This is a genomic window from Rhizobium sp. YTU87027, from assembly GCF_050644135.1.
Taxonomy (GTDB): domain Bacteria; phylum Pseudomonadota; class Alphaproteobacteria; order Rhizobiales; family Rhizobiaceae; genus Rhizobium.
Genome location: NZ_CP098441.1, coordinates 302,350 through 326,233 on the forward strand (window position 1 = coordinate 302,350; position 23,884 = coordinate 326,233).

A 23,884-nucleotide genomic window follows, 5' to 3' on the forward strand; every position below is an offset into this window, starting at 1 on the left:
CCCTACTCCCGGCCACGAAAGCGTCGCTGGTAGGCCGCATCGTAGAGGGAGCTTTCACGAAAGTCGTCGGCCGAAAGCGACGGGCCGACGAAGATGATCGCCGTTCTTTCGATGGGTTCGGCGATCAGCTTTGCCTCGATGTCGCCAAGCGTCCCCCGGATGATCCGTTCATCCGGCCAGGACGCCTTGGCTACGATCGCGACAGGGCAGTCGCTGCCGTAGAGCGGCGCCAGTTCCGCAACCACCTGTTCCAGGGCATGAATGGCAAGGTGGATGGCCAGTGTTGAGCCCGTCGCGCCGAATCTTGCCAAAGTTTCCTCGTTCGGCATCGGTGATGCGCGACCAGAAACACGCGTGAGCACCAGGCTTTGCGCAACGGCTGGAATGGTCAGCTCCCTGCCAAGGGTCGCTGCTGCTGCCGCAAAAGCCGGCACGCCGGGCGTCATCGTATAGTCGATGTTATGCTTTTTGAGCCGGCGGATTTGCTCGGCAACGGCGCTCCAAACGGAAAGGTCACCCGAATGCAACCGTGCGACACTATCGCCGGCTGCAGCGGCACGCAGGTATTCGGCCTCGATCTCGTCCAGCGACATTGGTGCCGTATCGACGATGCGCGCGCCGGGCGGGCAGTATTGCAAGAGGTCCGGGGACACGATTGAGCCCGCATAAAGACAGACGGGGCACCTGGCGATGAGATCGCGGCCGCGCACTGTGATCAGGTCGGCCGCGCCCGGGCCCGCGCCGATGAAATGCACTGTCGTCATCTGCTTTGTCTCACTTCTTTATATAGCACCACTGTGTGACGGGCATGGCCGCACGCCAGCCGTTCATGCTGCCAAGAGGGGCTGCACGTGTGATTTCAATCCGTGTCAACCTGCCGCCATACTGCCGATACAGGGAAAGCACCATTGCCTCCATCTCGAGCGTCACGGCGTTGGCAACAATACGCCCTCCCCTCCTCAGCGCCTGAAGCGCTGTCTCAAGCACATCAGCCTCGCTGCCGCCACCCCCCACAAAGATCGCGTCGGGCTCGGGCAGGTTCGCAAGCGCTTCCGGGGCCGTGCCTTCCACGATCGCAAGCGCGGGGACGCCAAAGGCAAGCGCATTCCTTGCAATGCGCGCGGCCCGCTCGCTCGATTGCTCGATGGCGATCGCGTGCAGCGACGGGTCGGCCAGCATCCACTCGATGCCGATCGATCCGGAGCCGGCGCCGATGTCCCAGAGCAGTTCACCGTGGCGCGGGGCCAATGCGGCAAGTGTGATCGCACGGAGGTCCTGCTTGGTGATCTGCCCATCGTGTTCGAAAAGTGCATCATCAAGGCCCGGTGTAAAGGCAATCGCTCGCGCCCCCTCCCCTGCCACGACCTCGATCGCGCAGACGTTCAGCGGGTCAATCTGTGCAAGCTCAAAGCCATCGGCCACCGCATGACGGTGCCGCTCGCGGTCCCCTCCAAGCGCCTCAAGGACGTGCAATCGGGATTGGCCGAAGCCGGAGACGCAAAGGAGTTCCGCGAGCTGGCCGGGTGTCTTGTCGTCCGACGTCAGTGCGATGATCCGCCGGCCGTGATGCAGATGTGGTCGGATCAGGTCCAACGGGCGGCCATGGAGCGAAATGCTGGTCACCTCTTGCAGTGGCCAGCCAAGACGCGAGGCGGCAAGGCTGAACGAAGACGGGGCAGGGATGACATGCATTTCGGCGGCGTCAATGCGCCGGGACAGCGTCGCGCCGACGCCGTAGAGAAACGGATCGCCTGAGCCGAGGACGACGACCGGCGATCCCCGGTGCGCGACGACTGCCTCGACAGACTTCTCGAACGGGCTTTCCCAGGCGAGCCTCTTGCCCGTGGTGATCTCTGCTGAAAGCTCATGATGCCGCCGACCGCCGAAGACGACGGCCGCGGCTGCGATCAGCCGTTTCGCCTCGTCACCCAGCCCGGCTGGACCATCTTCGCCGATGCCGATAATAGTCAGCCAGCGTTGGCTGGGAGCGGAGGGCATATCAGACATGGGCAAGATCCGCATCCTGATGCTGGGCGGTACTGGCGAAGCGCGTGCCCTTACTGAAGCGCTTGCTGACAGCGACCGGTACGACGTCTTGTACTCGCTCGCCGGACGAACGGAAAAACCGTCCGATCAGCCGGTTCCTGTTCGCATCGGCGGTTTTGGCGGCGCCGAGGGGCTGGCTGCGTTTCTGCGTGATGGTCGCTTCGACCTTATGATCGACGCCACGCATCCCTTTGCAGTGCGCATCTCCAGAAGCGCCAGCGAGGCCTCTGCGGCTGTCGGCATTCCCGCATTCGCGCTGCGCCGGCCAGAATGGACGGCTGAACCAGGCGATCGGTGGACACATGTTACGACCATCACGGAAGCGATCGAGAGGCTTGGCCCCTCCCCTCGCCGGGTGTTCTTGGCGATTGGCCGTCAGGAAGCACATCGCGCTGAAGCCGCTCCTCAGCACTTTTATCTCGTGCGCAGCGTCGATCCTGTCGAGCCGCCGCTTGACCTCCCCAAGGTTCACATGGTCCTCAGTCGCGGCCCTTACGATGTCGAAAGCGAAGCCTCGCTGCTTCGCGCCCATCGCATCGACGCCCTGGTGACCAAGAACAGCGGTGGTTCGGCGACCCATGCGAAGATCGAGGCGGCACGCCGGCTGGGTATCGAGGTGATCATGGTCGCCCGGGCGCCAGCCGCCGCCATGCAGACGCTCACCACAATCGAAGCGATGTTGGCGGCGATCGATCACCTGTTTCCCCCTGCGATGAACCGCGGCGTGTAGACGAGGTCCGGCTTGCCGTCTCGCGCGATCACCCTTGTATCGGGCGAGCCAATGATGACGCAGGTTGCCATATCCGCAGTCGCAGCGTCGGCTTCTCCAAGCGGTTGGATCGTGATGCGTTCGTCGGGGCGTCCTGCAGCCCTGCCGAAAATCACTGGCGTCGTTGCAGGCAGGTCCGAGCGCAGCAATTCGAACGCCTTGCCCAATTGCCAGGGTCGTGCCTTGCTGATCGGGTTGTAGAGGGCGATGACGAAGCCTGCCTGCGCTGCCATCGAAAGTCTATTTTCTATTATATTCCAAGGCTTTAGATTGTCTGATAGTGAAATGGCGCAGAAGTCGTGGCCAAGTGGTGCACCAATGCGGGCGGCGACTGCAAGCATCGCTGTAATCCCCGGCAGCACTGCCAGATCAACTGCGCGCCATTCTGTCGGACCGTTGTCAATGGCCTCGCAAACGGCGGCTGCCATTGCAAAGATCCCCGGGTCTCCGCCGGAAACGACGCACACGGTCGCGCCGGTTGCTGCGGCACGCAAAGCAGCCGCAGCTCGATCCAGTTCTTCCCGGTTGTCGGACGCCTGTCGCCGTTGATCAGACCTGAGGTTCAGCCGGTCGAGATAGGGTCCGTACCCATAAAACTCAGTTGCCCGGGAAACAGCGGCGGCCGCTTCAGGTGTCATCTGTTCCGGATTGCCTGGCCCCGTCCCGATCACGAAGAGCTTCCCGGTCATCGGGCTGCCTCCCAGCCGGGTACGAGCACCAGTGAAAAGTACGGCGCGTCACCATCGGGGCGGTCGGCAAGTTTCGTCATCGCCGCATTGACCATAGTGCCTCGCTCCACGTAGACGGCCTCGGCGAGGCGCCCGGATGCCTCCAGCGCGCGGCGGATCTTCGGAAGATTGCGGCCCACCTTCATGATCACGGCGGCTTGGGTGTCCGACAGTCTGCGTTGCAGCTCAGCCTCGGCCATCGTACCGGGCAGTACGGAGAGGACGTCATCTCCCTGCACGATTGGAATGCCGGCGAGCGACCAGCATCCTGACATGGCGCTGATCCCGGGAATGACCTCGGTCGGATAGCGCTTCGCCAGGCGCACATGCAGATGCATGTAGGATCCGTAAAACAGGGGGTCGCCCTCGCTCAGCACAGCGACGGTCCGACCGTTCTCCAACTGCGCGGCCACCGTGGCGGCCGATTGATCGTAGAAGGCAGTAATCTGGCTCCGGTAGGCCTCGTCCGTCTTTTCGATCTCGGTCGTCACCGGATAATAGAGCGGCAGCAGGGTTTTTTCTGCGTTCAACAGATGCTCGACGATAGCCTTGCCGTTTCCGCCCCTGCCCTGCTTGGCAAAGTACGCAATGACATGTGCTGCCTCGATCGCCTTGACGGCCTTGACCGTCAGGAGTTCCGGGTCGCCGGGACCGGTGCCAACGCCAATAAGACGGCCAGAGTTCTTCATAGGCCCGGTCTCGCAAGAGCGTTGAGGGCGGCGGCTGTCATGGCGCTGCCGCCGAGGCGGCCGCGCACGATAGCAAACGGCACGCCGTAGGAGTTTTCCGCCAGGGCATCTTTCGATTCCGCTGCGCCGACGAAGCCAACCGGCATGCCGATGATCGCTGCCGGTTTCGGAGCGCCGTCTCGCAGCAGTTCAAGCAGGTGGAAGAGGGCTGTCGGAGCGTTGCCGATGGCAACGACGCTGCCTGCGATCCGCTCCAGCCAAAGGTGGAGTGCTGCTGCCGAGCGGGTGTTGCCACCCTGCTTTGCAATCTCCGCCGTACGCGGATCGTGCAATGTGCAGAGCACGTCGTTGTGCGTCGGCAAGCGCGTGCGCGTGACACCGTGCGCCACCATTTCCGCGTCGCAAAAGATCGGCGCACCATCGTGTAAGGCAGTGCGCGCGGCGCTGACGAAGCCGGGCGAAAACACGAAATGCTCGGCCGCTTCAACCAGCCCGCATGCGTGGATCATTCGCACGGCAATATCGGCCTCTTCACCGGAAAACCGTGAAAGGTCGGCTTCGCTGCGAATGATCGCAAAGGATCGCTCGTATATTGCGTCGCCGCTGTGAATATAGTCGTAGTCGGGCATTCCTATTCCTGTCGCAGCGCCTTTGTGACGTCGTGCCTGCCGACCCGTCTAAGGCAGGCAGCAGTCGATTCGCCAGCTTGCCTCTTGTCTTTGATGAGGCGAGCGAGCTTCTCTATAGCGGAATCGATGCCGCCGCCAGCAATCTGTGCATCGGGAGTGTCCGACGCTACGCCGTACAGTATGAGATGGTAGCCGTCGTCAGTACCGACAATCGAAAGGGTGCGTCCCGAATGGGCGCAGCCTTTGGCGCAGCCGGACAGGTGCACAACCATCGATCCGTCCAGCAACTCGGGCGCAATGGCGACCAATCTCCCGGCGCGAGCCTTGGTCTGAAAATGGCCTGAAGTGCAGGCACCGGCGCCGGCGCAGGCAGCGATATGCATCGCCGTATCACCGATGTCGGCGGATAGCGCGTATCCGGCTGCTATTTCCGTGATGCGCGCGGCTGATTGAGAGTGGAGCCCCGCGAGAAAGAACATACGCCCGGGGCTTGGCCTGACTTGCGTTGCGCCGAGCGCCTCGGCTGCGGCCAAAAATGCGATAAGCTCGGTGGCATGTATCTGCCCGAAGCGAGGCCTTAGACCAAGAACTGCAGAACCGTTGGTTAGGGCGAGGGTGCCGACCAAGGGGCCTTTACGCTCGGGAGCTGATGCAAGCACCCGCTCCATCGAAGGGAAAACCGCCAGCAGACGCTCGCGTTCGATATCGCGGCAGCGCTTGTGTCGGCCAAGCGAAACAAGCAGACGAAGCAGTTCTCCAACCGCGTGAACTGCGGCATCGGCGCTTCCTGTCAGCAAGGGCAGGGCTGTTCGTTCATCGCCGTTAATAGCGACCCGCCAGACGCCACGGGAGACCGCGGTCACACGGATGTCTCCGGTCACAGCAGCAAGGCCACAGCTGCCGCCGCCATCGATCAGAATCGACAATTTTGGGGCCAGCAGGGGTGACAGAAGTTCCGCATCTAGCTTTTCGCGCAGCCGCGCTTCGATCTCGGCTGGATTTCCGATCTCGTCAGCTGTGATGCCATGCAGCGGCGAGAGTTCGATGCTGGGGCCGGCGTGAACCGAGATACCGGCTGCGTCGAGATCCGCCGCAAGCGGTTGGACGGTCTCTCCTCGGAGACCGCGGATTTGCAGGCTGCCGCGCGCCGTGATCTCGACTATTCCGTTTCCGTGTTTTTGCGCGGCCTCGGCCAACTGCATGAATTGCCGCATGGAAAGAATGCCGCCTTTGGGCCGCAGCCGAGCCAAAAGACCGTCACCAGTTCGCATCGGCTCAACGAGCGTTGGACAGGCGCCACGACGCATCCAGGGCGAGGGTGCCTCCTCCCGACCGCTGCGTGCCGTTTGTTCGCCAAATACCATCGTCGCCGGTTCCTTTGATCACGTCCTTACATGATCGACGCGATCAGCGCAAAACCATGATCCAGGTCAAAGTTCGTCGAAATCATGCCCTTTGCGGAGGAGATAGATGTCCATGATCCAGCCGTGACGTGCCCGTGCTTCAGCCCGGAGCCTGACAATCTCGTCTGCAACGTCCGCCAGTCGTCCGGCGCGTGTTATCTCGTCTCGGGTTCCGAGGTAGGCGCCCCAGAAGATTTCCGCGTCAGGGTCATCGATCTTCGAAAATGCAGTCTCGCCATCAAGCATGACAACTGTGCTTTCGGCCTGATTGCCTTGCTCGACGAGACGTCGGCCAGTGGTGATTTCGATGGGCTTTCCAACGAGGTTGATGGGAATGCGGTGGCTTGCGGCCAGCGCCTGAACGCTTGTAATGCCCGGAATGACACTGAACTCGAAGGCAAGGCCGCTAGCTTGCCGGGCACGCTCGAGAACGCGGATGGTGCTGTCATAGAGGCTAGGATCGCCCCAGACGAGGAAAGCACCCTCACCGTCTTCCGGCAGATCTTTGATGAGTTTGGCATAGGTCTTGGCAACGGCGGCATGCCATTCGTCCACGCTCTCCAGATAGGTCCGCTCAGCGGTGGCACGCTTCGGCACGGTAAATTCGATGAGCTTGGTGGTGTTGTTTGCGACGTAGCGGCTGCAAATTTCTCGGCGGACAGCAGCAAGTCCGTCTTTTTCGGTGCCTTTGGTCGGAATGAAGATGGCATCCACGGCGTTCATCGCGTTGATCGCCTGGACAGTCAGATGCTCGGGATTTCCTGTCCCGATGCCGATGATGTGGATATGACGCACGCCTTTTCCCCTGCTGCTTTGATCGTTTCTGGCGCAGCCAGCCGATCTCTGCAAGGGCCAAGGCTGCGATGTTGGCCGCGGCCAACTTTGCCAATGCCAGCATGACTGTTGTTGTCGCGATTCGCGAATCATGGCATCTTCGATACGCTTTTTAGCGTGATGTTGACAGAAAAGCGCATTGATAGGGATCGGGTGTTTTGGACAACATTAGCGTATCGACGACGGACGTCCGCATCGAGCGGCACGCCAACCAGCTTTCGCGTCAGCTGAAGCTTCTTCGCGAGAAGCTCTTTCCGCCACTGTCACAGAAGACGTTGCGCACGTTCACATCCGGGGAGGCCGCGCAGATGATCGGCGTATCCGACGGATACCTGCGCCAGCTGTCGCTCGATGGCAAGGGACCGCAGCCGGAGGTTTCCCTCAATGGCCGGCGTTCCTATACGCTCGGTCAAATCAACGAGTTGCGGCACCATATGGTGCGGATCAAGCCGAAGGACGCGCTTTCCTACCTTCCATGGCGCAGGCACGGCGAAAAGCTGCAGACGGTCGCGGTGACGAATTTCAAGGGCGGCTCGGCAAAGACCACAACAACGCTCTACCTTGCTCAGTACCTTGCGCTGAACGGCTATCGTGTCCTGGCAATCGATCTCGATCCGCAGGCATCGCTGTCGTCGATGCTCGGCGTTCAGCCCGAGTTCGATCTGGGCGACGGAGACACGCTTTACGGTGCGATCCGCTATGATACGAGCCGCCGCTCGCTGAAGGACGTGGTGCGCAAGACCTATTTCGACGGACTCGACCTCGTGCCGGGAAATCTCGAACTGATGGAGTTCGAACACGAGACGCCGCGCGCGCTTGGAGATCGCCAGCGCACGGGTGAGGTGTTCTTCCGGCGCGTTGGGGTTGCCATCTCCGAGGTCGAGGCCAACTACGATATCGTCGTCATCGATTGCCCGCCGCAACTCGGATATCTGACGCTCGGAGCCGTCTGCGCGGCAACATCGCTTCTGATTACCATTCATCCGCAGATGGTTGACGTCGCATCGATGTCGCAGTTCCTGCTGATGACTTCGGATTTGCTATCGGTCGTGCGCAAGGCTGGCGGCAACTTGCAGCACGATTTTATCAAGTATGTCGTCACGCGCCACGAACCGTTCGACGCGCCGCAGTCGCAGATCGTTGCCCTGCTGCGCAACCTTTTCAGCGACGACGTACTGACGGCGACCATCCTCAAGTCCACGGCGATCGCCGATGCCGGACTGACGAAACAGTCACTCTACGAGATTGAAAGAGGTCAGGTTCGGCGTTCGACCTACGACCGCGCGTTGGAATCGGTCAACGCCGCGAATGGCGAGGTACTGGCAGGAATTCACAAAGCATGGGGCCGGACATGAGCAGACGGGACCGACTGAAGGGGCTGTTCGACGATACCGCGCAGGAGTTGGCCGCGGCCAACTCGGAAGATGAAACGCCGCTGCGCGGCCCGGCTGGTCCGGTCCGTTCGATGGCGCTGACGCTCGGGCGCATGGAAGAAGAGAGCAGGGCGATGCAGGAGGCGCTGCTGTCCGGCGAGCGCATTGTTGAACTCGATCCTGACCTTGTCGACATGTCCATCGTCAGGGATCGGCTGGCCGAGCTGCCACAGCATCTTGCGGACGAACTAGTGCGGTCGATCGAGGAGAATGGGCAGGAGGTGCCTATTCTCGTTCGCCAGCATCCCCTGGACGCTGCGCGCTACCAGGTCGTCTATGGGCATCGGCGGCTTCAGGCGCTGCGGCTGCTTGGACGCAAGGTCCAGGCGATCATCCGGAAGCTCGATGATGTCGACGTTGTCATCGCGCAAGGCATCGAGAATTCTGCAAGGCGCAACCTCTCCTATATCGAACGGGCCGTGTTTGCCTTCAATCTCGAGAGCAAGGGTTTCGAGCGAACTGTTATCATGAAGGCACTTTCGACGGACAAGACGGAATTGTCGAAACTGATTTCAGTTGCCAGAAGCATACCGATGGATGTGATTACGGCGATCGGGGCCGCGCCTTCCGCCGGACGCCGCAAATGGATTGCGCTTGCGCAGGCTTGGACCACTGCGACTGCGTCCCGCCTGCGGGAGCTGCTTGGCTCGACTGGCTTCATCGCCCAGGACAGCGATCGGCGCTTCGAACTCGTTGTCGCCGAACTGGCGAGGAAGCCGGACAGGCAGGCGGTGAGCGAGTACGAATGGGCTCCGAAGGGAGCGGGTAAGGTCAGAGGCCGCATCCGCAACTCAGGCGATTCCTTCACCATAGCGCTAAAAACCGGCGATGCAGCGGACTTCGGCGATTACATCTCGCGCCGCCTCGACGACCTCTACGACGCGTTCAAGGCTGGGAGATAGCGTTTGCAATGCCAAAAAGGGGCGCCGAGCCTGCCTGTCGAAAGCGGATCTCAGCGCTTGGCGTGAATTTTTGGCCCTCGGCGATTTGAATGCGCAGATCAATCATGTCATACATGACGGAAGTTAAGCGTGATTTGAGTTCCTTTGCGGGAAAATTGAAATAGCTAACAATGCGCTATGAAATCGACAGTCCGCTGCTGGTCAGCCTGTTGCCGACGATTGTCGAGGCCGAAGATCGCCTGGCGAGGCTGGATGAGCGGGCAGCACGTGCAGCGGTCGCGGGAGGCTTTGCCGAGCGCAGGCATTTTTTCGATGCGGTCGGTGCCCTCTGGATCGCCGGTGAGTTGGTCCATGTCGAGGACCTCGTTCTCCATGACGCCCGTATGGATAGCCGCACGCCAAGTCACGAACTGACGATTGCCCATTCCATCCTGCGTGCACGACGGCGCATCTGGACGGCAGCGCCGGACTGGGCGCTCGCTCCCTCAGGACTGTCAGCTCTGGCAGGCGGCACGGAAGGGGAGGAGGCAGCCCTCGAAATCAAAAGCGCAAGGATTTTGGTCGATGAGGATGCAGACGATGGTCCTCTGTCGACTGAGCTGGCCGAGATCGATGCGATCCTGGAGAGGTCGCAGCGGCTGTTGGATAGTCATGGCCGTCTCGATGTGCCGGAGCTGCATGAGACGCCAGACCCGGTTCGTGAAAAACGGAGCGACGATCCTCTTGGTCTGTTCGACGACGAGGAATGGGACGAGCCGGCACGCTTGCGCGCGTGGCGCCAGACTGTTGTGATCGCGGACGGCTTGCCCGCCACGCTTGGCGCAGCTCTGATCTTTGATGCCTGGGAGAGGATCGAGCCTCTTCGTCGGCAACATTGGCTCGGAGGTCTCCTCGTTGCCAGCTATCTGCGCGCGCGTGGCAAGGTCACCTCTCATCTCTTTGCTTTTTATGCCGGCCTCAAAACAATACGCCATGAGCGGCGGCGTTCGCGCGACCGGCTGACGCGGTTGCAGGCGTTTCTTGAGGCCATGGTGGAGAGCGCGTCTGCCGGTTTGAAGGAAATGGACCGTCTTTCGCTGGCGCGCACACAGATGGAAATCCGCTTCAGGGATCGCCGCTCAAACAGCAGCCTACCGCAGCTTGCGGATTTCGTCCTGTCGCGGCCGATGGTCTCTTCGGCAATGGTGGCCCGCGAGTTGCGGGTAACGAGCCGCGGCGCGCTCAATCTCTTGAACGACATCGGCATCCGGGAAATCACCGGGCGAGGGCGCTACCGCGCCTGGGGCATCATCTGATTGGAGATCAAAACGAAAGCGGCCGGGCGTGGTGACCCGGCCGCTTTCGTTGAGTGGGCACCCGATCCGCGCATCCTGTCACAGAGTGCGAACCGGGTGCCCTTAGCGCTTCCATTGCCCCCAGAAGCGCTTGTCCCTATTCCCGTTCGCCCGTGAAATTGAGCAGAAGCTGGAAGATGTTGACGAAGTTCAGATAGAGCGACAGCGCGCCGAAGACGGCCAGCTTCTGGTTCGATTCCTGATCGTAGTTTTCGGAATATTGTTGCTTGATGTTCTGCGTGTCATAGGCGGTCAGGCCAACGAAGACGAGGATGCCGATCACCGAGATCGCGAACTGCAGCGCGCTCGAGCCAAGGAAGATGTTGACGATGCTCGCGATGACGACGCCAATCAGACCCATCATCAGCAACGAGCCGAAGCGCGAGAGATCCTGCTTGGCCACATAGCCGTAGAGGCTGGTCGCGCCGAACATGGTCGCGGCGATGAAGAAGGTGCGTGCAATGCTCGTGCCCGTAAACACCAGGAAGACGGATGCGAGCGACAGGCCCATGACAGCGCAGAAGGCCCAGAAGGTCATCTGCGCAGCGCTGGCCGACATCGTCTGAAGCTTGAACGAGAAGAAGAAGACGAAGGCGAGGGGCGCCAGCATCACCACCCACTTCAGCGGGGACTGGAAGATCGGCACGTAGAGCGCCGGCGTGCTGCCGACGACAAATGCGACGATGCCCGTAATGACGAGGCCAAGCCCCATGTAGTTATAGACGCGCAGCATATGCTGACGCAGGCCCTCGTCGAAAAGCGCCTGGGAGCCGGCGGCCGAGCCGTAGCCAAAACGCGGATTGGTCGGGTTCATACTGATCTCCTCGGTTGAACGAACTAGTAGAGCGTGCGGGCAAGCCGATCGGCTTCCGCATCCAGATTTATGTCGCGATCGCCGGCCACAAGCGCATAGGCTACATCGCCGATCTGCCAGTAGGCTGCCTCAGCCCTGTCGAGCGCGACATGCTTGACGGACTGCACGGCGAATGCACCCGGGCGTACGGCAAACAGCGAGATCTGCTTGTCCTGCGACGTCTTGATGGCCATCTCGACGCTTGGACCGAATTCGGACGGGAAAATCTGAACGTCGGAGATCTTCCAGTCTTCAGGCAGTTGCGGCATGACGATCGCAGTCGCCGCGCGAATGTCCTCCGCCTTGTAGCTCGCGACAGACTGAGACGGCACGGACTGGCGCAGCATCGCCGTGTGATAGGCGCGCACCGCATCTTCGACATAGGCCGGCGCCGGCACCGAAGCGGCGACCTCGGTTGCCGTAAATGCGCCGAAGGAGGTATGCGCGACCCAGCCTGCGGCGATAAGAACGCCGACAGCCGCAATCCGCTGCATCGAATGGAAAATGCGGCCGTAGGTGAGACCGCGCTCCAGGCGTCGAGCGGCGTCACGCGTCTGCGGGCGGCCAAATGCGCTTTCGCCGGCGAGTGCAAGGCGCAACTCACCCCTCATGCCGAGGTCGGCCATGACCTTGGCGGCAATCGCGGGGTTTTCAGAAAGAAAGGATTCGACCTGAATGCGGCGCGCCACAGTGAGTTCACCGTCGACATAAGCATCGAGATCAGCGTCGGTGATAGGATCAATTGCCTTCATTGCCGTTCCCTCTGACTAGCCTCAGCTGCGCTGCGCGCGGCGCCTTCTCTTCGAACTCGCGAAGCTGCGCACGGGCGCGCGAAATGCGCGACATCAAGGTGCCAATCGGTATCCCGAGGGCCGATGCCGCTTCCTGATAGGAAAGATCCTCGATTGCGACGAGATGCAGCGCCTCGCGCTGTTCCTCCGGGAGATGGAAGAATGCGTCTCGCACTTGCTGGAGACGAACGGCGTGTTCCTGGCCAGCCTGCAGCGACTGTTCCGTCTCAATGGCTGCTTCGTCATGCCGACGTGCTAGGGATCGGTCCTGGCGGACGCGATCGATGTGAGCATTGTGCATGATCGATAAAAGCCAGGTGCGCAGGTTGCCGCCACGGCGGAAGCTCTGCTTTTTCTCGTAGGCCCGCAGCAGCGCGTCGTGAACGAGGTCTTCCGCATCATCCACATTGCGCACGAGCGAGCGCGCATAGCGGCGAAGCGCTGCGAGCTGGCCGATGACATCGAATGAGCGTTCTTTCCGTTCCATGATTGCGTATACGGTTGCGCGCGTGGATTTATTCCAGCCATCGCAAAAAAATCCGACCGAGCTTTCGCTCACCGATGGGAAACAGACGGACCGGTATCGGGAGGATGCTGGCGCAAGGACGCGTGGAACGATGCGGAGGCCTATTCAGGCCGACCGTCCGACAGCTCCTCAAGGATGGGACAATCGGGTCTGTTATTACCATGACATGCGTGGACCAGATGCTCCAATGTGCGGCGCAGCTCCGTGAGTTCCCGGATCTTGCGATCGATTTCCGTCAACTTCGCCTGCGTCAGGTCCTTTACATCCGAACTCGCACGGCTCTTGTCCTCGTAGAGTGCCAGCAACTGACGACATTCCTCGACGGAAAAGCCAAGGCCGCGCGATCTCTGCAGGAAGCGCAGTTTGTGGACGTCGGCTTCGGCATAGTCGCGATAGCCGTTTGCGCCCCGGTCGGGGCGGATCAAGCCGATATCTTCGTAGTAACGTATCGTCTTCGGAGCCAATCCGGAGCGTTCCGATGCTTGCCCGATGTTCATGCCTCCTCCTAGAGTTTGACGAGCCGCAGGCGCAGCGCGTTGGCGATAACTGAAACCGACGACAGGCTCATGGCGGCGGCGGCGATCATCGGCGACAGCAGCAGTCCGAACACTGGGTAGAGCACGCCTGCCGCCAGTGGTACGCCAAGAGCATTGTAACCGAAGGCAAAGCCCAAGTTCTGGCGGATGTTGCCCATGGTGGCCATCGCCAACCGCCTTGCGCGAACGATCCCGTTCAGATCGCCCTTGACCAACGTCAGACCGGCGCTTTCCATCGCAACATCAGCGCCCGTTCCCATCGCGATACCCACGTCGGCCGCAGCAAGCGCCGGCGCGTCATTGACACCATCGCCTGCCATGGCGACCACGGCCCCCTTGGCGCGCAGTTCGTCGACCAAAATCTTCTTGCCTTCGGGTAGGATGTCGGCGCGAACTTCGTCGATGCCGAGGCTCCTTGCAACGGCGCGCGCGGTATGTTCGTTGTCGCCCGTCGCCATGATGATCTTCAGGCCGTGCTCGTGCAACGCCTTGATGGCGGCCGTCGTGGTCGGCTTGATCCGATCGGCAACAGCAACAAAACCGGCGAGCCCTTCCTCGATGACCACGAACATCACCGTCTTGCCTTCGTCGCGCAGCGATCGGATCTGTTCGGCGAGCGGGGTGACGTCAAGACCGAGATCATCCATCATCGCGGCATTACCGAGCGCAACAATCGTATCGTCAACCCGGCCCAGGACGCCCTTGCCGGTTCTTGCTTCGAATCCGTTGACCTCAGTGAGGTCGATGCCGCGCTCGCCAGCGCCGGAAACGATTGCCTCGGCTAGCGGATGTTCGGATCCACGCTCAAGGCTGGCGGCGAGCTTCAGGAGGCGAGCCTCCTCGACGTCGTCAAGGGGAATGACATCCGTAAGTCTTGGCTTTCCTTCTGTCAGGGTGCCCGTCTTGTCGACGATCAACGTGTCCACGCGCGCGAAGCGTTCGAGCGCCTCGGCATCCTTGATCAGGACGCCTTCATGCGCGCCCCGACCGGTTGCGATCATGATCGACATCGGCGTGGCTAAACCAAGTGCGCAAGGGCACGCGATGATGAGCACGGCAACCGCGGCCAAAAGCGCATGCGCCATGCGAGGTTCGGGGCCGACAAAGCTCCAGACGAGGAAGGCAGCGATCGCAGCGGCGACGACAGCGGGAACGAAGATCGCCGAAACGCGGTCGACGGCGCCCTGGATGGGAGCGCGCGAACGCTGCGCCTTCGCGACCAGATCGACGACGCGCGACAGCGTCGTGTCGGCTCCGACCCTCTCGGCGATCATGACCAGGGTGCCGTTCTTGTTGATCGTGCCGCCGGTGACCTGGTCGCCTTGCTGTTTTTCGACCGGGATCGGTTCGCCCGTTATCATGGACTCGTCGACCGTCGACTGCCCCTCGCGCACTGAGCCATCGATCGGGATACGCTCGCCCGGGCGAACCCGGACGGGATCGCCGACCTGGATATCATCGACGGCGACGTCGGTCTCCGAACCGTCAGCATTGATGCGGCGTGCCGTCTTCGGCGCAAGATCGAGCAGTGCACGTATGGCCGAACCAGTTTTCTCTCTTGCCTTGAGCTCAAGAACCTGCCCGACGAATACCAAGGCGACGATGACAGCAGCGGCTTCGAAGTAAACAGGGACCGTTCCGCCATGGCCGCGGAAGGCATGTGGGAAGATGTCAGGCACGACCGCGGCGACGACGCTATAGAGATAGGCCGTCCCAACACCGAGCCCGATCAGCGTCCACATGTTCGGACTGCGATGGACGAGGGACGCCCATGCGCGGCGAAAGAAAGGCAGGGCGGCCCAAAGGATGACCGGCGTGGCAAGAAGCAGTTCGATCCACGTTGCTTGCGGTTCGCCGATCCAGTCGCGCAGCGGCAAGCCTAGCATCGGTCCCATGCTGACGGCGAGTAGCGGAAGCGACAGGGCTCCACTGACCCAGAGCCGGCGGGTAAAATCCACAAGCTCGGGATTTGGTCCTTCGTCCACTGGGGGGATGCCCATCGGTTCCAGTGCCATGCCGCATTTCGGGCAGTCGCCCGGATGGTCGCTGACGACCTCGGGATGCATCGGACAGGTGTAGAGCGTGCTCTTTGGCATCGGCTGCGGGGCAGGCCGGTTGTCCCCGCGGTAGGCGGCAGGATCGGCTTCGAACTTCGCCTTGCAACCGGCCGAACAGAAGTAGAACCTCTCGCCTTCGTGCTTTGCGAAGTGCTTGGCTGTCGCCCGGTCCACGGTCATTCCGCAGACTGGATCCTTTGCTGCCAGATAGTCTTGTGGTGCTGTCTCGAATTTCTGCCGGCAGCCATGCGAGCAGAAATGATAGGTATGCCCGTCATATTGAAGCGAGGGCTTGCCAGCCTCTGGATCGACCGTCATGCCGCAGACGGGATCGCGTACAATGTCACCCATTGGAACGGCGCTGTGCTCATGGCCATGATGTTCGTGGTTGTGATGCCCGTGGTTGTGATGGTCGTGCGCAGAATTCATGCGATTCTCCGATGAAAAATACAGGCGAGCAAAACGGCCGCGACTGACAGCTTTTCCTTGGGGTCGGTCTGGGTTCGATCGGCATCTCCGCCCTTTGCTGAGGCGATTCTGCTCTTCGGTCTTGAACCATTCTCCATCTGTGAACGCCCCGGCGAATGCGAGAAGAGTTTCGGGATACCGCGCGCAGTCGCGTGCGGGCGTCTGTCCGGCCTTTCGCGCCATCGTTTATCCGTCACTGGCTCGTACGGGAGTTCGCGGATCGGGCTCCGAATCAATTCGGCGCGCCGGAAACGTGACTGTCTCTCGATCATCAACTGCATATCAACTGATCCGTTCTCGCAGCGGACGCGACATCTTTGCCACCTCCTTTGCCATGCTGCTGGCTGGCGGCACCCTTATGAACCTTCCAGCAACTGGAAGGTCAAGTGAAACTTTGAGGAATGATCGACGCAGGCAGAGACGAATGCTCTCTTGCCCACGCAGCCGCGGTGGTGTGGACAGGTGGCGAGCGTTACGCGGTAGCCGAGGCGCCGATGTATTTGCGATGACGATACTTACGATGATCACCGATAAGCTCAGATACTACGATGCAGCGATGGATTAGCGTTGGGTGGTTCTCCACGTTATCTCGACTGGCGGAACGCCCTCCTCCCAAAGGTGGTGGTGGCTATCACAAAATACGACCAATTCCCCATTTAGCGGATGCCTTGCTCCATTTTTCCACGTGTCCAGGCGCCTCGCCCGATCTTAACCTGTCTTCTGAACTGCGCCCGTCACCGGCGACCACGGGTGAATTGCAACGGTAAGAGTTGGCTGGGGAGTAAGCACGTGATCTCAGTATGCATTCTTACTTTGAACGAAGAGCGCAATCTTCCGGCCTGCCTTGCAGCTCTGCGCTGGTGCGACGACATCGTCGTCCTCGACTGTTTCAGTACCGACACGACAGTCGAGATCGCCAAGGAGGCTGGCGCACGTGTCTATCAACGCGCCTGTGACGGAGAAGATCGCCAGCGCTTGTTTGCCCTTAAGGAAATTGAATACAAGCATAAATGGGTTTTAATGCCCGATGCCGACGAGATCACAACAGATGATCTGCGAGACGAGATGCTGGCAATCGCTGTAGATCCAACACGACCAGAAGCCCTTTTCCGGATCCGCTACAAGAATATGTTCAAGGGCCGCTGGATCAAGCACAGCAGTCTTTATCCCACCTGGATACCGAGATTTTTCCGCCCAGACCGCATGATCGGCTTCGAGCGCGAGGTGCATCTCCGCCCGCTCGGAGAGGGGCCGGAGGGAAAGCTGAAAAGCCACTTTATTCATTACAGCTTCAACAAGGGACTTGGGGCTTGGCACAAAAAGTACAACCGCTATTCGTCCTCGGAAGCCCGCGAAACAGCCGAATGTCCGCGGAATGGACGCATTCCCTGGAGCGCGATACTGAGTTCGCGGTCGGAAGGTCGTCGACGCGGATTGAAGGAATTGTCGATGCACATTCCGTTCCGCGCGACCGCCCGGTTCGTATACATGTACTTTCTGCGCGGCGAATTCCTTGATGGCATCCGAAGCTATCATTACTGCAGAATGATCGCGCCATACGAATGAACGATCGTGATCAAAACAATGGAGCGATAGCTGCACGCGCGCGGATTGCCCGCATGACGCCGCAAACTGCAACTTTCAGACGTTGGTATATCACAGGGGGCGTTTGCGTCGTGGCAACCCTGCTTGCCGGCTTGTATGTCCTCGCGCTAATCGCCTCGGATGAGCTTCTTGCCGTTGGCGATCCTCTCGCGAAAACCGATGTCATCGTTGTGTTGGGTGGCGATGGCCCTCCACGGGCCGCCCGTGCCGTCGAGCTTTGGCGGGAAGGGCTTGCGCCACGTATTCTCGTCAGCGGCCGCGGAGATTGCCTGTCTATTAGGGACGCGATGATGGCTCAGGGCGTTGGGGCAGGGGCGATCGACGTCGAATGCCAATCGGCCAATACGTGGGAAAACGCGGAATTTTCGGCACGGCTCCTGAAGCCGATGAATATACACCGTGGTGCTGTGGTCACGAGCTGGTTTCATTCCAGACGAGCGTTCGATTGTTTCGCAACAGCCGCAAAGGAAATCACCTGGGTGTCCTGGCCCGCGGAACGAAGCATGTCGTATCGGAAGCTTATCTTCAATCAGACGGGACTTCAGATCGCCAAGGAATATCTGAAACTGCCATTGTACAAGTTGTGGTTTTTCTTGGCCGATCCGTTATAGGCGGCGAGCGGGAGACGGTAAAAGCGATGAACTGGTGGTTGACCTACATTCTTGTCATCGTCGTCTTCTGCCTGTTGGGCGTTGGCATGGTTAGGCGCGTGAACCTTTATCAATTTCCGTTCCTGACGGGCGTCATCACCTTCGCCTTTCTCCTGCCGCAGGTTCCCGCTCTCGCCGACGATCGCTTCCTGCCGGAAAATGCATTCGCGAAAGCCATCGGATTCACCATTCTTTGTCTCCTGATGACTTGGTTGGGCTACATATCCCGCGTTAAGCCCGTCTCCTTCTTTCGTCACGACTTTTCAGAAAAGCGTCTTCTTATCGTTGCCTTTGTCCTTTCTCTCCTAGGCGCCTACTTCTACTACCAGCTCAGTCGCCTGCCGACCGATTCTCTCGTCGGTGTGGAAATGACCGGCGTTTCGGTGATGTATGTCTTTTTCTCGAGACTACTTTGCTATGGTCTCGCCATTGCGGTACTTTGCTTTGCAAGACGTATGTCATTTGCGGCGCTCATCATCATCGCGCTCGATCTTGTCTTCTATCTCGATCGAATTCTCGTAACAGGAAAACGCGCCGAGGCCGTGGAGCTTTGCTTCATCTTCGTGCTCGCCTTCTGGTTTTACCGCGGCTGGATGCTCCCGCGTGTGCTGACGCTTGCGGTTTTGCTGCTTGGGACAGTCGGCATGTTCAGCATGGGGGACTATCGCAATATCACCCGGGCGAATGGCGCACCGGTCTGGGACGACGTAGAGAGAATTGATGTGGTTGGCAATATCACCCAGGTATTGAGGGATGGTGGGCCGGAGATGCGCAATGCAGTGCTCCTGATAAACAATACCGATACCACGTTGGATTTCGATTACGGCAAATTTCACTGGAATCGCTTGATCTTTAGCTATGTACCCGCCCAGCTTCTTGGTAGCAGGTTCAAGAGCGCATTGATGCTACAGATGCCTGTTCCCCCGCGCGATTACAATCCCTTGACCGGGACTACCGAGACCGGAATGGCGGATGCTTTCCAGTCCTTCTGGTATTTTGGTGCGCTGAAATTTTTCCTCCTGTCCTACTTGATGCACCGGATCTGGGTTTCGGCCAATGCAGGAGAGGCATCGGCACAAGTGGTCTATATGCTTTCCATAGTCCCCGCCATGCACGCCGTTTCTCATACGACGGATTGGGTATTGATGGTCTGGGTTCATATGCTGATTTTTCTTGCACCGTCCTTGGCTTTTGCCCGCACTACGCCGCAAACGAGAGCCCGACGCGACAATGGGAAGTCGAATATACCGTTTGTTTCGAAGGAGACCGCATATTATGAACCGTGAGCAGATCGACTTCGACAGTCCCGAAGTTCTTCTCCCGAGGTTCGGGGGAGCTACATTTTCAGTGAAGTTTCGAGCCATGCGCCTGTTGTGGGCGATATGCTGGTTTATGCTCGCCGTGTGGACGCCGCGGCAGATGGGGTGGTGGCGGCTCAGCTTGCTACGCTGCTTCGGTGCGCGCGTTCATTCGACGGCCTCGGTCAATGGGAGGGCTAGAATCTGGTGGCCAGGCAACCTCGTGATGGGGGAGTTCGCTTTAATTGGCCCTGGCGTAATCTGCTACAATGTCGCCCGCGTGACGATTGGCGACCATGCGATCGTTTCGCAACGCGCACATCTGTGCACCGGAACCCACGATATTCAGGACAGCCGATTCCCGTTGATCAGCAAACCGATTACGCTTCAGGCGAATTGCTGGGTCGCGGCAGAAGCCTTCGTCGGGCCGGATGTCATCGTCGGAGAGGGGGCTGTCCTTGGCGCGAGAGGGGTTGCGGCAAAATCGCTCGAAGCATGGACGGTCTATGTGGGCAATCCGGCAAGGCCCGTCGGTCGACGCAACCCGGCTGCTGCCGCCTGCTATGCATACAAGCGGTAGCTGCTTATGGTCTTTCCGGCAATGATGGGCCACGTGAAATTTTCGATCACCAGTCGGTGACCATTTTCGCCCATTTTTCTGGCCAGGCGATCATTCTCCAACACTGTTACCAACGCGTTCGCGATTGCGGCGGGCGCGAGAGGTGTAACAAATCCCGCCTCGGCCCTGTCGACCTCGGGGAAATGGCAGGCATCGCTTATGACAACCGGCGCGCGGCAGGCCAAAGCTTCGGTAATTGCCAGACTGAAGCCCTCCTGTCGGCTTGGCAGGCAAAAGCAGGCGGCTGCGAAAAGCGCCTGCTGCTTCGAGGTGCCATAGAGCGGTCCCGTCAGCCGAACGCGATGCTCGATGCCAAGTTCCCGGATGATCGCCAAAAATTCGTCTTGAGCACCGTCATCGGGTCCCGCAACGACGAGATCAACGTCGGGACATCTGGAAGCGACCGACTGAAAGGCATGGGCAAGCAGATCAAGTCCCTTCTTAAAGTGCAGGCGAGACAGAAACAGAACAAAGCGGCGATCGGCTGGCATTCCGATCTGCTCACGGAAGGGCGCTTCCGAGCTGCGCTGCTCGAACTCCTGCGGAAAGACGCCGTTGGGAATGACGACCATCGGAACGTTGAGGCCTAGCGGCCGCATCAGTTGCGCCTCATCGCTGTTCAGCGTGTGTATGAACTTCGCGTCACGCAGCATACGACGATAGCCGAGTGACAGGGCAAGGCGTTTTTTCCAGGCTTTTTGTCGGAGGCTCCAGACATCAAGCATGCCATGGGGAGCTACGCAATACGGGATCCCCGCAACTCTTGCCTTGAAGGCAGATCGCAGCAGGATTGGTTCCCATATGCCGTGGAGATGAACGAAATCGGCGAACCGCAGCACCTTGCTGATCAGTTTCGCCCCCTTTATGCATGTGACGCGCTCGAGGCGATCCGCGTCGGGCAACAGATGCCACTGGATCTTTTCGAACTCAGGTATGCCCGCAGCCGTTTGGAATGCCTTTTCCTGTACAGTGGCGCCGGCATAGCTGATGACGTGGACGTCGTGCCCCAGCATACATTGTGCGGCCGCAATGCGTGCAACGCCGGCCGGCGGGCCTCCCTTGGCCGGATCTATTGACGAGATCACGTGAACGATCTTCATGATGCGCGAAATCCCCGCGTCGGACGGAATACAAGGACTAACATTCTGCAGTTCATAGTTGCGGCCTCGGGCGATCCGGTACCTGTCTGGAGGAAAGGGATTCGATCGCCGCGAGCAAGCGAGTGCCATATTTTTCGACCGTGAAATCCGCCGCCTGGCGCAAGGCATTTACCGACATCTCGGCTCTTAGCTCTTCGTCCTTCGCCAGTCTTTCGATGGCCTGCGCAATGGCATGGCTGTCGCGAAGGGGAACGATGAAGCCCTCTTTGCCGTCGCGCACCACGCTTCCCGTATTTTCTGTCGTGATAACCGGTAGACCTGCCGCAAGAGCTTCGTAGATGACAGTCGCCGAGCCCTCACAAATGGAGGGCAACAGGAAGATGTCCGCCCATCGGTACTGCTCGGCCATTGCCGCGCGCGGAATGATGCCGGCCAGTTCGACGGAACTGGCGAGCTTGTTCTGCAGCGTCTTGGGAAGATTGCAGGGACCGACCATGCGGAATGTTGCGGATTCACCGAGCAGCTGGGCGGCTTGGACGACGTAGGGAGAGCCCTTTCGCAGGCCCACCGCACCTGCGGTAAGAACGCGCAACGGCCCCGGCAAGCGCGGCGGCCGGGCGGTCACTGGCGATCTGGCGTCGACCCCATAGGGAATGACGACGCAACGGCTCTCATCGCCGCCGGAGGCAACGACGTGGCGGCGAACGAATTCGGACGGACATATGATCAGATCCGCGATATTCCATTCCGCCTTTTCACGATCGGCAAAGATGCGGGCGAGGGCGTTTTTCGGAAGCGGGCGTGTCCAGTCGGGAAACGATTGAGCCTCTTCCTGCACGAGTTGCTCGAGCACATCGCGGGGAGCAATCATCTGTTCGAGTGCTGTCCAAAGGCCCTGCTGCTTGGCGGCGCGCATTTGTTCGAGCGCGTCGCCGCTGAAGGCGTAGATCCCATCAGCTCCGTGAAAGCCGCTTTGGGCGACGAGACGCGAAAAATATGCGCCGGCCCAAAGGGCATGCGAGGTCTCGTCGACGACATCCTTCCCGCGCATGCGTCGCAAAGCCGAGCGGATTCCAAATGCAGGAAAGATCGTAATCAGGTTTGGAGAGACGTTCTTCGGCTGCCGTCCGGCGAAACGTCGGACAGCAGCCGGCGTAAGCGACGCGGGCAGGGCGGTCGCAAAGCGATACCAGCCCTTCGTTGCACAGATATCCGTATAGAAATGCGCAAGGCGATCCTGAGACGCGAATATGGCCGGCACCGCATAGTGCATGCGGGCGCCGAGCTGGCTGACGATGACCTTTCCACTCATGAAAGCTGCCTCTGCATCCCAGTATGGGAAGGGGCTGGCACCGGTTCCCCCAGCTGCTGGAACAACGTACACCAGGTTTCTATTGCGGCACGGCGGGAGTAAGCGGTTTCGACCAGATGTCGTGCAGCGGTACCCATGTCCGCACGGCGGATTGGAGAATCCTTCAGCTCACGGATGGCGAGGGCAAGCTGTTCGGCATCTCCGATCGCAACCGACATTCCACATGCCCCCGAAGCCAATATGCGCGCAACTTCACCATCCCTGTCGCCGATGAAGATTGTCGGCCTGCCCGCTGCCAGGATGCCGTAAATCTTGCTCGGTAGAATGCAGTGCTCGAGGCGCGGCAGCAGCGAAACAAGATGGACATCGGCCGCGCCGAGACTTTCTGCCAGGCGCTCAGCCGGCTGCAACGGCTTGAAGATGACGTTCTTGAGGCTACGCTCGCGAACGGCTTCCTGAACTGCGGCATGCTGATGACCACTGCCGATCAGAAGGAAGCGGATATCCTTGCGATCCTTGAGGAGTTCAGCGGTTTCAATGATGGTCGTGAATTCGTGCGCTCTACCGAAATTGCCCGAATATCCGACGACGAAATCTTCAACGAGGCCCCATTCCTGACGAAGGCGGTTATGTTCCGGGTCTACGGGAAAGATCTCATCCTCATTGGACCAATGGTATTGAACGGCAATTTTCTCCTGTGGCAGAGCCTGCTCGATCATATAGTCCGCCATAGTCTTCGTTGGGCAGATGATCAGTGCGGACTTCTTGATCGACCAATCTCGAATGGCTCTTGCGAGCCGGCCGGGGGATCGACGATTCCTCATATATCCGAGCTCGATCGCGGTCTCTGGAAACAGGTCCATGATCCAGTTGATCATTCGAGCTCCCCGCAGCTTTAGCGCAATGGCGCTGCTGACCGAAAGGAATGGCGGATCCGTGCATATGACTGCCACATCAGTCTTGGAGACGTTTCTGAGGAGCCACAAGAGCGCGAGTGCGTGAAAGGAGAGATAGTCGATCGATCTGCCGACGAACGATTGTCGCCCGAAACGAGATGTGGTCAGGCGGCACACCCTCACGCCTGATATCGTTTCTTCCGCGGGCAAGAGGGTATCCTGCCTGTTGTGCAGACTTCGACCGGCCAGCGCAGTGACGTCGAAGCCGTGCTGCGCCAGGGCGAACGCTATGGAGGATACCATCCGACTGGTGGCGGATTGATCCGGGTAGAAGTAACGATTGGCGAAAATAATCCTCATACCGTTTCCTAAGCATCCGGGCGCGAGAGGTGTCCGGCGGGCTGGC

The 23,884-nt window shown here is 59.9% G+C and carries 23 protein-coding genes; 8 read left to right on the forward strand and 15 right to left on the reverse strand.

What is annotated here, in order from left to right:
• Positions 1-2: 2 nt before the first annotated feature.
• Together cobM and cbiE are read right to left on the reverse strand one after the other, a co-directional pair.
• The gene (cobM, locus tag NBG89_RS20225) at positions 3-764 is read right to left on the reverse strand and encodes a precorrin-4 C(11)-methyltransferase (RefSeq protein ID WP_431323918.1); all 762 of its coding nucleotides are present in this window, start codon (positions 762-764) and stop codon (positions 3-5) included.
• Between the two features lie 10 nt (positions 765-774).
• Positions 775-2,007 carry a precorrin-6y C5,15-methyltransferase (decarboxylating) subunit CbiE gene (gene cbiE / locus NBG89_RS20230; RefSeq protein WP_431323919.1) on the reverse strand — a complete coding sequence of 411 codons (1,233 nt, stop codon included), beginning with the start codon at positions 2,005-2,007 and terminating at the stop codon, positions 775-777.
• Between cbiE and NBG89_RS20235 the strand changes: the two genes are divergently transcribed.
• Entirely contained in the window at positions 2,006-2,776 is a 771-nt protein-coding gene (locus NBG89_RS20235; RefSeq protein ID WP_431323920.1) for a cobalt-precorrin-6A reductase, read from the forward strand. The genes cbiE and NBG89_RS20235 overlap by 2 nt on opposite strands.
• On the opposite strand, the gene NBG89_RS20240 is transcribed toward NBG89_RS20235, so the two are convergent.
• The 5 genes from NBG89_RS20240 to cobF all read right to left on the reverse strand — a co-directional run bounded on the left by NBG89_RS20240 (position 2,740) and on the right by cobF (position 7,059).
• Complete coding sequence (locus NBG89_RS20240) at positions 2,740-3,504, reverse strand: precorrin-3B C(17)-methyltransferase (protein WP_431323921.1); 765 nt, start codon at positions 3,502-3,504, stop codon at positions 2,740-2,742. The genes NBG89_RS20235 and NBG89_RS20240 overlap by 37 nt on opposite strands.
• Entirely contained in the window at positions 3,501-4,232 is a 732-nt protein-coding gene (locus tag NBG89_RS20245; protein ID WP_431323922.1) for a precorrin-2 C(20)-methyltransferase, read from the reverse strand. Before NBG89_RS20245 ends, NBG89_RS20240 begins: the two co-directional genes overlap by 4 nt.
• Positions 4,229-4,861, reverse strand: coding sequence for a precorrin-8X methylmutase (locus NBG89_RS20250; protein ID WP_431323923.1), 633 nt, complete (start codon positions 4,859-4,861; stop codon positions 4,229-4,231). The genes NBG89_RS20245 and NBG89_RS20250 overlap by 4 nt, the downstream gene beginning before the upstream one ends.
• 2 nt (positions 4,862-4,863) lie before the next feature.
• On the reverse strand, positions 4,864-6,225 hold the full coding sequence (gene cobG, locus NBG89_RS20255) for a precorrin-3B synthase (RefSeq protein WP_431323924.1): 1,362 nt from the start codon (positions 6,223-6,225) through the stop codon (positions 4,864-4,866).
• 66 nt (positions 6,226-6,291) lie between these two features.
• Positions 6,292-7,059, reverse strand: coding sequence for a precorrin-6A synthase (deacetylating) (cobF, locus tag NBG89_RS20260; RefSeq protein WP_431323925.1), 768 nt, complete (start codon positions 7,057-7,059; stop codon positions 6,292-6,294).
• Positions 7,060-7,256: 197 nt separating this feature from the next.
• Between cobF and repA the strand changes: the two genes are divergently transcribed.
• The 3 genes from repA (at position 7,257) to NBG89_RS20275 (ending at position 10,728) form a co-directional block, all read left to right on the forward strand.
• The gene (repA, locus tag NBG89_RS20265) at positions 7,257-8,453 is read left to right on the forward strand and encodes a plasmid partitioning protein RepA (RefSeq protein WP_431323926.1); all 1,197 of its coding nucleotides are present in this window, start codon (positions 7,257-7,259) and stop codon (positions 8,451-8,453) included.
• Complete coding sequence (gene repB / locus NBG89_RS20270; RefSeq protein WP_431323927.1) at positions 8,450-9,433, forward strand: plasmid partitioning protein RepB; 984 nt, start codon at positions 8,450-8,452, stop codon at positions 9,431-9,433. The genes repA and repB overlap by 4 nt, the downstream gene beginning before the upstream one ends.
• A 170-nt stretch (positions 9,434-9,603) precedes the next feature.
• Positions 9,604-10,728, forward strand: coding sequence for an RHE_PE00001 family protein (locus NBG89_RS20275; RefSeq protein WP_431323928.1), 1,125 nt, complete (start codon positions 9,604-9,606; stop codon positions 10,726-10,728).
• 136 nt (positions 10,729-10,864) lie between these two features.
• On the opposite strand, the gene NBG89_RS20280 is transcribed toward NBG89_RS20275, so the two are convergent.
• The 5 genes from NBG89_RS20280 to NBG89_RS20300 all read right to left on the reverse strand — a co-directional run bounded on the left by NBG89_RS20280 (position 10,865) and on the right by NBG89_RS20300 (position 15,959).
• Complete coding sequence (locus NBG89_RS20280; RefSeq protein ID WP_431323929.1) at positions 10,865-11,581, reverse strand: Bax inhibitor-1/YccA family protein; 717 nt, start codon at positions 11,579-11,581, stop codon at positions 10,865-10,867.
• A gap of 23 nt (positions 11,582-11,604) precedes the next feature.
• Positions 11,605-12,372, reverse strand: coding sequence for an anti-sigma factor family protein (locus NBG89_RS20285; protein ID WP_431323930.1), 768 nt, complete (start codon positions 12,370-12,372; stop codon positions 11,605-11,607).
• Entirely contained in the window at positions 12,359-12,898 is a 540-nt protein-coding gene (locus tag NBG89_RS20290) for a sigma-70 family RNA polymerase sigma factor (RefSeq protein ID WP_431323931.1), read from the reverse strand. Before NBG89_RS20290 ends, NBG89_RS20285 begins: the two co-directional genes overlap by 14 nt.
• A 140-nt stretch (positions 12,899-13,038) precedes the next feature.
• Positions 13,039-13,434 carry a Cu(I)-responsive transcriptional regulator gene (gene cueR / locus NBG89_RS20295; RefSeq protein WP_431323932.1) on the reverse strand — a complete coding sequence of 132 codons (396 nt, stop codon included), beginning with the start codon at positions 13,432-13,434 and terminating at the stop codon, positions 13,039-13,041.
• A gap of 8 nt (positions 13,435-13,442) precedes the next feature.
• Entirely contained in the window at positions 13,443-15,959 is a 2,517-nt protein-coding gene (locus tag NBG89_RS20300; RefSeq protein ID WP_431323933.1) for a heavy metal translocating P-type ATPase, read from the reverse strand.
• 702 nt (positions 15,960-16,661) lie between these two features.
• Between NBG89_RS20300 and NBG89_RS20305 the strand changes: the two genes are divergently transcribed.
• Genes NBG89_RS20305 through NBG89_RS20320 form a run of 4 tightly spaced genes read left to right on the forward strand, consistent with a single transcriptional unit; the run spans position 16,662 to position 20,131 of the window.
• Positions 16,662-17,564: a glycosyltransferase family 2 protein gene (locus NBG89_RS20305; RefSeq protein WP_431323934.1), complete on the forward strand. Its 903-nt coding sequence runs from the start codon at positions 16,662-16,664 to the stop codon at positions 17,562-17,564.
• A 53-nt stretch (positions 17,565-17,617) separates the two neighbouring features.
• The gene (locus NBG89_RS20310) at positions 17,618-18,214 is read left to right on the forward strand and encodes a YdcF family protein (protein ID WP_431323935.1); all 597 of its coding nucleotides are present in this window, start codon (positions 17,618-17,620) and stop codon (positions 18,212-18,214) included.
• Between the two features lie 26 nt (positions 18,215-18,240).
• Complete coding sequence (locus tag NBG89_RS20315) at positions 18,241-19,539, forward strand: O-antigen polymerase (RefSeq protein WP_431324588.1); 1,299 nt, start codon at positions 18,241-18,243, stop codon at positions 19,537-19,539.
• Positions 19,529-20,131, forward strand: coding sequence for a putative colanic acid biosynthesis acetyltransferase (locus NBG89_RS20320; RefSeq protein WP_431323936.1), 603 nt, complete (start codon positions 19,529-19,531; stop codon positions 20,129-20,131). The genes NBG89_RS20315 and NBG89_RS20320 overlap by 11 nt, the downstream gene beginning before the upstream one ends.
• On the opposite strand, the gene NBG89_RS20325 is transcribed toward NBG89_RS20320, so the two are convergent.
• Genes NBG89_RS20325 through NBG89_RS20335 form a run of 3 tightly spaced genes read right to left on the reverse strand, consistent with a single transcriptional unit; the run spans position 20,113 to position 23,838 of the window.
• The gene (locus NBG89_RS20325; protein WP_431323937.1) at positions 20,113-21,270 is read right to left on the reverse strand and encodes a glycosyltransferase; all 1,158 of its coding nucleotides are present in this window, start codon (positions 21,268-21,270) and stop codon (positions 20,113-20,115) included. The genes NBG89_RS20320 and NBG89_RS20325 overlap by 19 nt on opposite strands.
• 52 nt (positions 21,271-21,322) lie before the next feature.
• Positions 21,323-22,582: a glycosyltransferase family 4 protein gene (locus NBG89_RS20330; protein ID WP_431323938.1), complete on the reverse strand. Its 1,260-nt coding sequence runs from the start codon at positions 22,580-22,582 to the stop codon at positions 21,323-21,325.
• The gene (locus NBG89_RS20335; RefSeq protein WP_431323939.1) at positions 22,579-23,838 is read right to left on the reverse strand and encodes a glycosyltransferase family 4 protein; all 1,260 of its coding nucleotides are present in this window, start codon (positions 23,836-23,838) and stop codon (positions 22,579-22,581) included. Before NBG89_RS20335 ends, NBG89_RS20330 begins: the two co-directional genes overlap by 4 nt.
• Positions 23,839-23,884: the final 46 nt, after the last annotated feature.

What these genes read in the sequence shown, in the direction of transcription:
- cobM (WP_431323918.1), bottom strand. Translation starts at nt 764, where the DNA reads ATGACGACAGTGCATTTCATCGGCGCGGGCCCGGGCGCGGCCGACCTG.
- NBG89_RS20235 (WP_431323920.1), top strand. Translation starts at nt 2,006, where the DNA reads ATGGGCAAGATCCGCATCCTGATGCTGGGCGGTACTGGCGAAGCGCGT.
- cbiE (WP_431323919.1), bottom strand. Translation starts at nt 2,007, where the DNA reads ATGTCTGATATGCCCTCCGCTCCCAGCCAACGCTGGCTGACTATTATC.
- NBG89_RS20240 (WP_431323921.1), bottom strand. Translation starts at nt 3,504, where the DNA reads ATGACCGGGAAGCTCTTCGTGATCGGGACGGGGCCAGGCAATCCGGAA.
- NBG89_RS20245 (WP_431323922.1), bottom strand. Translation starts at nt 4,232, where the DNA reads ATGAAGAACTCTGGCCGTCTTATTGGCGTTGGCACCGGTCCCGGCGAC.
- NBG89_RS20250 (WP_431323923.1), bottom strand. Translation starts at nt 4,861, where the DNA reads ATGCCCGACTACGACTATATTCACAGCGGCGACGCAATATACGAGCGA.
- cobG (WP_431323924.1), bottom strand. Translation starts at nt 6,225, where the DNA reads ATGGTATTTGGCGAACAAACGGCACGCAGCGGTCGGGAGGAGGCACCC.
- repB (WP_431323927.1), top strand. Translation starts at nt 8,450, where the DNA reads ATGAGCAGACGGGACCGACTGAAGGGGCTGTTCGACGATACCGCGCAG.
- NBG89_RS20275 (WP_431323928.1), top strand. Translation starts at nt 9,604, where the DNA reads ATGCGCTATGAAATCGACAGTCCGCTGCTGGTCAGCCTGTTGCCGACG.
- NBG89_RS20280 (WP_431323929.1), bottom strand. Translation starts at nt 11,581, where the DNA reads ATGAACCCGACCAATCCGCGTTTTGGCTACGGCTCGGCCGCCGGCTCC.
- NBG89_RS20285 (WP_431323930.1), bottom strand. Translation starts at nt 12,372, where the DNA reads ATGAAGGCAATTGATCCTATCACCGACGCTGATCTCGATGCTTATGTC.
- NBG89_RS20290 (WP_431323931.1), bottom strand. Translation starts at nt 12,898, where the DNA reads ATGGAACGGAAAGAACGCTCATTCGATGTCATCGGCCAGCTCGCAGCG.
- cueR (WP_431323932.1), bottom strand. Translation starts at nt 13,434, where the DNA reads ATGAACATCGGGCAAGCATCGGAACGCTCCGGATTGGCTCCGAAGACG.
- NBG89_RS20300 (WP_431323933.1), bottom strand. Translation starts at nt 15,959, where the DNA reads ATGAATTCTGCGCACGACCATCACAACCACGGGCATCACAACCACGAA.
- NBG89_RS20305 (WP_431323934.1), top strand. Translation starts at nt 16,662, where the DNA reads ATGCCTTGCTCCATTTTTCCACGTGTCCAGGCGCCTCGCCCGATCTTA.
- NBG89_RS20310 (WP_431323935.1), top strand. Translation starts at nt 17,618, where the DNA reads ATGACGCCGCAAACTGCAACTTTCAGACGTTGGTATATCACAGGGGGC.
- NBG89_RS20315 (WP_431324588.1), top strand. Translation starts at nt 18,241, where the DNA reads ATGAACTGGTGGTTGACCTACATTCTTGTCATCGTCGTCTTCTGCCTG.
- NBG89_RS20320 (WP_431323936.1), top strand. Translation starts at nt 19,529, where the DNA reads ATGAACCGTGAGCAGATCGACTTCGACAGTCCCGAAGTTCTTCTCCCG.
- NBG89_RS20325 (WP_431323937.1), bottom strand. Translation starts at nt 21,270, where the DNA reads ATGAAGATCGTTCACGTGATCTCGTCAATAGATCCGGCCAAGGGAGGC.
- NBG89_RS20330 (WP_431323938.1), bottom strand. Translation starts at nt 22,582, where the DNA reads ATGAGTGGAAAGGTCATCGTCAGCCAGCTCGGCGCCCGCATGCACTAT.
- NBG89_RS20335 (WP_431323939.1), bottom strand. Translation starts at nt 23,838, where the DNA reads ATGAGGATTATTTTCGCCAATCGTTACTTCTACCCGGATCAATCCGCC.